At 48.3% G+C, this 8,345-nt stretch carries 5 protein-coding genes; all 5 read right to left on the reverse strand.

The features are described from left to right. Positions 1 to 324 precede the first annotated feature (324 nt). The gene (locus K2G41_RS06835) at positions 325 to 1,092 is read right to left on the reverse strand and encodes a TIGR02757 family protein (protein ID WP_300116703.1); all 768 of its coding nucleotides are present in this window, start codon (positions 1,090 to 1,092) and stop codon (positions 325 to 327) included. Positions 1,093 to 1,121: 29 nt separating this feature from the next. Continuing rightward, complete coding sequence (locus tag K2G41_RS06840) at positions 1,122 to 2,288, reverse strand: TlpA disulfide reductase family protein (RefSeq protein ID WP_300116704.1); 1,167 nt, start codon at positions 2,286 to 2,288, stop codon at positions 1,122 to 1,124. A gap of 171 nt (positions 2,289 to 2,459) precedes the next feature. After that, positions 2,460 to 6,950, reverse strand: a complete 4,491-nt coding sequence (locus tag K2G41_RS06845; protein WP_300116705.1) for an Ig-like domain-containing protein — start codon at positions 6,948 to 6,950, stop codon at positions 2,460 to 2,462. Positions 6,951 to 7,212: 262 nt separating this feature from the next. After that, on the reverse strand, positions 7,213 to 8,097 hold the full coding sequence (locus K2G41_RS06850) for a DUF3226 domain-containing protein (RefSeq protein ID WP_300116706.1): 885 nt from the start codon (positions 8,095 to 8,097) through the stop codon (positions 7,213 to 7,215). Continuing rightward, a partial coding sequence (locus K2G41_RS06855) for a hypothetical protein (RefSeq protein WP_300116707.1) occupies positions 8,097 to 8,345 on the reverse strand: 249 nt, incomplete at its 5' end. The genes K2G41_RS06855 and K2G41_RS06850, both read right to left, overlap by 1 nt.

Here is an 8,345-nt window from a genome sequence, read left to right on the forward strand (position 1 = left end):
ATGCACCTCACACTTGAGGACCTCAACGCCCAGAAGGAGTTCAACAACCGTCTCCGCGAAGAAATCACCTCCTCCGGCCGGTAATTTTGATTCATCAAGCCGATAGAACAGCAAATTCCTACTATAAAAAACTTGCCACGTAAGCACCATTTCACTTACGTGGCAAATTTTTATCTTATTGGGATGATTAAATAAGACCTCACTCCAATCGTATTTTCACGAAACAAGCCTAATCCCAGATCACACTCTCATCAAACAAACTGACCTGTCATCAGTCATCATACCATCTAAACAACGGATATTTATACTGATGCCAACTGCCGATCAAAGGTTCATGCCGATGCCGAAGAGGGCGAAGTCGTAGATGGTGGGGTCGGCGGGATTGAAGCGGCGGAGGTGGGCGGTGACCTCATCGACCGAACGACGGTCATTGGCCTTGCGTGTGAGTAGTCCGAGTTCGCGGGAGATATCGCCTACGTGGACATCAAGCGGGATGTAGAGTTGCGAGGGCTTGATCACATCCCACACACCGAGATCAACAATACCGTCGTTACGAACGAGCCAGCGCAGAGCCATGTTGACACGTTTGAGAGCCGTGGTCGATAGGTTCTGCGGGAGACAGCGCGATGCAAGGTCGTTGTGTTCAGGATCTGTCTCCGCCAATACGCGGTTAATTCCCTCGACAAGCTTCCATGCAGGGGCATCTGACTCGGCGATATGTTCACTGCGTCCAAACTCCTGAAGTGAACCGTGACGCGAGTAGATGGCACGGAGTCCGCGAAGATAGTGCTTGAGATGCTGAGTGAAGAATGTACGATGGATATTCTGGCCATCGGGCAGATCCTCGTAGCCCTTATCCATCATATAATCAAACGGTCGGTTGTCCATAAGTGCAAGGAGACGGTCACAATCTCGGCAGATCATCTTACGGTTGCCCCAAGCAATTCCGGAAGTGAGCAGCGATGCAAGCTCTATGTCGCGCAGATCGGTGAAACGATGTGGAAACTGCACCGGGTCATCGCCAATGAAAGACGGCGAGTTGATCCTCGCCGCCTCTGTATCAAGAAGATCCTTCAGGTCTCTTTCTGTCATAAGAAAAACGATATATTTTTATAGTTACTTTAGAAAATAACACTGTTATCGGTGGTGGTGACGGTTGCGGTATCCGTCGCAGCATGCTTAGGAGCGGCAGCGGCAGGTGTCACTGAAACAGTATTCTCAGACGGGACGGTAAATTCCTGCGAAGCAGCATAGTCAGCCATCGCCTTATCAACGTCATCAATAAGAGCCTGATCCTGCTTGTCGCGCGACACGATGATACCGTCAGGATTTATAAGGATGATGCACGGTATTCCAGAAATGCCATAGAGATCGGTCGGGACATTCTGAGCATTTATGATACATGGCCAATCGAGACCATGACTCTTGATGGCTTTAAGCGTATTGGCGGGTTCATCCCATACGGCTACACCTACGACATCAAGCCCACTATCCTTGTAACGGTTGTAGAGTTCCTTGATGACCTTGGTCTGACGGATGCAAGGACCGCACCAGCTCGCCCAAAAATCGACGAGGGTATAGCGGCCCGGCTTAACATAGTCACTGAATTTTTCCGCCTTGCCATCGTATGTCACCGTGAAATCCTTATAGTGCTTGCCTTCGTTTGTCTCGGCAAGAGCGAGACGTGCTTCACGGAGCTTCTTGACACGCTGCGAGGATGCAAGGGATTTGTCGGCTGCAAGCGCAGCGTCAATATGGGCAAGATCCATCTCATAGGCAAGCTGAAGAAACCAGTAAAGTCCGAGGGTGTTGCCCTTGTTCTCGTTATAAGCTCTTACCGGAATGGAATCGTAGGCATTCTTCAGTTTCTCGCTCTGCACGGACTGGATGGAGTCAGCGGTATTCAGTTTGCCGAATTCTGTTTCAAGTTCGTTCATACGGACCTTATCGGAAGTCAGCTTATCATTGAGCGGAGTACCCGACACCTTACCTTCGGGAGAGATGTTGACTTCGCCCTGCTCAACAATAAAGATAGGGCCACGCGCACCATCGACAACCAGACGACCGATAAAAGGATCGCCGGTATGACCTGAAAATTTAGCCTGTCCACCGGTCACGAGAGCTGAATCAATTTTCGCGCCATCATCCCAGCTAAGAAGGTAGGCCATAGTGTTGTTACGATCGGCAGGGAGATCAACGGTCACAAAATAATTAGGCTGAGTGTCGATGGAACATGCGCTGACAATCATCGCGCACATTGAAAGTCCGAATAATGATTTGAAGTTCATAATAAGTTTCAGTGTTTCAGGTGGCAAATGTAGTTAAAATCCGCCAAATGTCCAAAGTGTATGTACGGATTGGATGCTGACTCAGCTCCACGGAAAACACAAAGCACCCGCCGGAGATGATCACGGCGGGTGCTTATGGCAGATAGATGATTATTCTGTGTCAGATCATGCTTACTTCACGACAACCTTGGTAGTAACCGTGCGGCCGGAAGCGAGGGTATCGACCTTGATGAGAATACCCTTGGCATCAGAACCGACACGCATACCCTGAAGATTGTAGAACACGGTGGAAACGACTTCCTCACCGGCTGCGACAGCATCGATACCGGAAGTGGAACCGCCTACGGAAACAGCCTCACCGAGACCGCCCATCTCATTGGCAGCACGTACGGAGTAGATAGCATCGTCGGCGCGGCTCTCAGTGATATCAAACTGAGGTTCGAGAGTAAAGCCGATCACCTTACCGTTGCGGCATACGGCCCAGCAAGAAACGTAGTCGCTATTGTCCCAAGTGATGATGTTGCCGTTGAGAGCCACATTGGCGGGAGCGGGAGCCTGCTCTGTAAAGCTTGCGGGATCCCAATCATCGTCACCACCCATCACAGCCTCGTAAGTGAAGCCATCTGCCTCTTCCTTGGTGAGGACGGGATTGTTCTCATGATTGTCGCCAAAGGTCTTCTTGCGCTGGCTGAGATCAATTACAGTGCCGGTAGAAGTCATGGAGTTGTACTCGGCAAAACGTGCGGGCCAACCGCCACTCATCTCATTCCAGCCGATTGCAGAGGGCTTGACGGTCATCTTGGTGTCAATATAGACAGCGATCGGAGTACCACTACCCCAAGGACGACCGAGGGTATAGTTACCGTCAATCTCATCTTTCTCACCTACGATCTCACAATCCTTGAATACATAACCGTATTTCTTGGGTACAGACGGAACGGCGAGATAGCCACCCTTTTCACACATCTGGAGAGTAACGGCGTTGTAATAAACGTCGCCCTTACCGCAGAGGAAGTCTGTACGGCCACGGAGCATACCGCCTTCAAAGTAGAAGCGGCCGCCCTCATTGTTGGAAACGTAGGTGTCCTGATAAGCCCAGAGGCAGACATCCTTCATCATGGTCTTGTTTGAGCCGTCGTTGAGCACGATGTCACGACCACGGTTATCACCCATAGAGCTCTTCAAAGTAAGATTCTGGAAATAGGTGTTGGTCGCACCCTTATCGAGACGGAGCACATCGCCCTTACCGATACCTTCGAGGAGGTTTGCAGTACCGAAGCCGTTATTGCCTTCACCTGAAGGAACTGTGTTGGTGATGACAACACCGTCCATGCTTTCACCGATGAAAGAAATGTTGGGAGTGTTCACATAAGTGGTGGGATCGGGGTATGCATTGCCGTCGCTACCGGTCTTGGTGGCGGTTGCACTTGCGGGCATACGGTAGAAACCATCGTGGATGAAGATGCGGAAACGCTTGCTCTTGTCGTCACGTGAACCGGCAGCCTTGAGAGCGGCCACGAGTTCATCGACAGTGCTTACTTCGGCATCAAAGAGAGTCTTGGCAACGGCGGGACGGGTCTTTGTTGTAAAGTTGATGGTGATCGCGTCCTTGATAGCGTTGTCAGTAAGGTCCATCACACTGTTGGCGGGGAGAGTGAAGGTGTATTTGGTAGCATAAGCAAGGTTCTTGTACTGGAAAAGAACTGTCTTGCCGGAAACGGAGGGAGTGAGTTCGAGGTCACCTATGGTAGCCTTCACTCCATCCTTAACCTTAACCTTCTCATCGAATGTGAGAACGACCTTACCGTTGATAGAGGCAGTCGAAGAACCCTCTTCAGGGATGAACGATACGAGTACGGGCGCAGTACCGTCGTCGATAAGCTTGGTAGTGCCGAGAATGTAGGTAGCACCGATGCAGGCACCGTCATTGTCTGACTTAGTACCGTCAACAGTCGATGACTTGTCTGCGACCCAGCGGAGATAGACGCTTTTCTGGTTATTGGCATCAGCCGGAATAGTAAACTCACCGTCGGTCCAGTGCTTTGCACCCGGCATGTTGATGCTTCCGATAGTCTTCCAGTTTTCACCGTCGAGAGAATACTCAACGTTGTAGGTCTGGTAAGCATTGTAATTATAAACCATTGCAGTAATCACCTTGAGATCGGTGAACGCCTCGGCGTTGACAACTGTCTGCCAGTAATAGTCACCGAGACCGGAAGTGCGCCAGTTCACGCCACCGGGACGGCCTTCGTAGCCACCGGAAGCCTCGCTCTTGTCGAGCCAGCCCTGAGAATCACCCTCGGCATTGCGGAGCACGAGAGCTGCAGCATCATTGTCGGCTGAAGCGAAGTCTGCCACACGACCATTGTTACCTGAGCGGATGAAGTCCCAGCCAACGACGTAATCGACTGCTGAATAAACAGCGGTGAATGACTTGTCAGCATCCATCACAAACTGGATTTCGCTTGACGACTGACCGTCGTTCCAATTTGTGAAGGTAAGGATCGGGTTGCTGCTTGCAACGAGAGTTACGGTAGTACCCTCTTCATACATGTTCTTTCCATCAACCACAGTCGGAGCGGGGGTCGGAGTGACCATGTAGCTGTTAGCACCACCTTCTACATTATAATCAAGGGCGAAAGTACGGAGCTGCTCGAAGTTAGCAGTGATTTCAGCGTTGGCATTGACAACGAAAGTGAACGAAGCTTCGCTCGAAAGCTCCTTACCTGCGGCATCAGTCCAGTTGATGAACTTATAGCCGAAGTTGCGTGCGGCAGTGAGAGTAACCTCAGTGCCCATCTCATATTCATCTGCTGCGGGATAGGCGGTCACCTTACCGGCAGCCTCGATGTTCTGGCCAAGTGTGAGAGTGAATTTCTCAACCTCCTCGACAGTACCGTTAAGGATACCGTTGATGTGCACGTCAGAAACAAGGAGACCCTTGTTGGTGGCATAACCATTGTTCATAATAAGGTTGAAACCTTCGCCTGAAGTGAGAGCCTTCTGCTGCTCGGCGGTAAGGGTGTATTCAAACTTGACGGTATATGAATCGAGACCGCCACGCGCATCATCAGCCTGAGTCTTATTATTACGATGAGGAGTAATCGCTGCAAATTCAACAGCCTCTCCGCCTGTGACAGAACCACGGACAGTGACATCATTGCCGGAACCGTCAGTGCCGTCACGACCTACATAGAAACTTACGCTTACGGGGGTGAACGTAAGGCCCTTGACGGGTTTGACTGTCCATTTGATGATATCGGAAGCTCCATTTCCGGAAGCGATATCAACAAACTGGATGTCGGGGCACATAGTTGTGCTGATCACCTTCTTGAAGTTACAGTCACCTATGTCGAAATTGGCAATCGAGAAAGTTCCTTCGGGAGAAACAACGACATTCTCCATGAAGTCAGAAGAGTTGAATGCCCATACAACTGAAGCCTCCTGATCAGCGAAAGTTGAGCCGGAGAGATCTTTAGGTACGAAAGGAAGCACCACCTGAACGTAACGGTAATAAGAACCGTCGCCGATCACGAGATCAACGAAATCAGCCTTACCCTGACAGGTGAAAGCGGGCGAGTTAGTACCATCGCCGATAGCGATACCATCGACAGTGGTTGTCGTGGGAGCACTATATGCCTCAACCGAAACCACCGCGCCTTTGCATGAGGGTACTTTGAATGTCGTTCCGCCATTCATCTGCGCCCAGTCATTCCAGTTACCGTTTGCAATCTTACCACCATTATTGGTGTCGAAATCAAGCTTGACATCGATCACTTCAGTTCCGATCTTAGCCTGAGTAACCCAGAAACCAGTCACATTCTGAAAACCTACAGTCGGTGCTCCGTTCTGACGCTGGAAATCCCAACGGAGGGTGACAGCATCCGCACGATCAGCGAGGCTTACAGTATTGTTAACGAAAACCGGAGTGAGAGCGAGGGGTGCGGTCACGGTCACCACTTCGCCAAGTTCATAGTTCTTGCTGCCGTCAGTCCAACCTACGAGGGTTTTGCCTTCCTGATAAATGGTGAAATTGGCAGGAATGGTGAAAGTCTTGCCGACCTCGACCTTTTCAGAGGCGGGAAGAATACCGGCATCAGCATATTCACCGAAACCGAACGACACTTCGACATCCTCGGCAAGCGTGGAGGGATCGACTGCCTCGACAGCGATGTAAGGAGTGTAGGCACCACCGGCAATCGTGAGAGTAGTTGCATCGCCTTTGTAGATAGCAGAAACGACATTGGCTTCTTTGTCATTGTGGAAACATGCACCAATGTTAGTGTTGAAAGTAGCGACAGTCTCGCCTGCTGCATTCTTGACGGTCACGTCACCGCCCCAAGCACAAGAGCCCATAGTCACCCGTACAGGACCGTCAACTGCAACAGTCGAGGAGAAGTTTCCCCAACCGTGCTCGTCGGAATGATACTTTCCTGTAAGAACGATAGCTGCGCCAGCATCATCAGCTGCTACGCGGCTCACAGAGCCATCAGCACCGACGGCTACACCAAAAGTCGTGGATGACTTAGACGAGATCTCATCTTCCGTCAGAAGATTACCGTTCGTCAAATCTACCTTGATGTCCTTGAACTCAGCGCGTGCCGATTGGAAACCCAACAGACAGGCAAGAACGAGGACAACGTTCCAGATTCTTTTTGTCATGAGTAAAAATTTGAATGATTGGTATTAAATTTATTGATAATGAAATAAAGACAGTGTAATTTTGACTTATTGTAAAATAATAGTCCAGATAGGTGGTCACTTACGTTTTATACAATGCAAATCTACAACATAATTCGCTAATATACAAGAGGAAAGATAACATTTATAAAAACAATTTACCTTCCTCCTAAAAGCACCTAACAGTAGATAAGCGACAAATACAAATGTGAGGGCAATAATAAGATCAAATCAAACGTTATACCTAACTCAACAGGATTCCAAATACCGATATTATTTCCTGACAGGACTTATCCTCCCGAATTTTCGAAAATGTAAGATAATCAGAGTGTTTTATACAAACGGAATTTGTCGCACCAGAATTTTGAAGTTGGCCTGCCACTCCTATTTTCGATTTTTGAATATCGAATTTCGAACCTTTTTTCGACTTACGCTTTTCGACAAGCTCACCCTTATCATTCCTTTCTATTGTCAATCTATTCAAGCGTTCGGGTTTATGATATGTGCTCAAGTAACTTTCTGCTTTGTCAAATACTTCTTCGTTTCCTTTTTGCATCAAAGGAATCAATATGTCTTCCAACTTACCATAATTGGCATCAGGACGAGCAAAGATATATGCACCATAATCAATATTTTCAATCGTACACTTGCTTCCATTACCTGTCAATTTTACATCAACAGATAAAATATTACTCAGTTCTGCCCCTATTTCATCAACACGCTTATCAATTCCTCTATCATCAGCGTCAAAAAGATAGAACACAGCATATTTATCCCCGGCAGAAGTAGGCATGAAAGCTCTTGGATCTGTCAAAGCAGCCATTGAACGGATATCCTTTATCAACTGTGAACGCAGTTTTTTCTTCCCATCACCACCGATAGCATACAATAAAACCAATTCATCTTCGCCACGGACCAGAACATCAGAAGGCAGAAGACGTTCACGAACGTCCTCCAGCTTTCGTTCTGAAATCTTTTCACCTATCGCTTGTTTTGAAAGATATTCATCAAGTGGTTTCGGATACTCACTTAACTTCAGTTTACTGTTCACAAATCCATCGGTCAATAATATCCGATATAAAAACGCCACATCATGCGGACCTTCACATAGAGTAATGAGTATCTTCATTATCGTATATCAATATTTATGCTTGCCACCAATTCACGCAAACGTTTTCCTTCTATAAACTTATAATCAACTTTACCATTCTCATCACGGAAAAGATGATAGGCCATAAGACGATTATCCGGCACAGCAGAAAATGCATCAATACACTCTTTACTATGAGTGGAAATATAGAGCTGAACATTAAATCTCTCTGCCAAAGAATCCAAGAACAATGCGAACGGCTTCAACAATGCAGTATGGATCGCACT

The sequence above is a fragment of the Duncaniella sp. genome, assembly GCF_029056165.1.
GTDB lineage: Bacteria > Bacteroidota > Bacteroidia > Bacteroidales > Muribaculaceae > Duncaniella.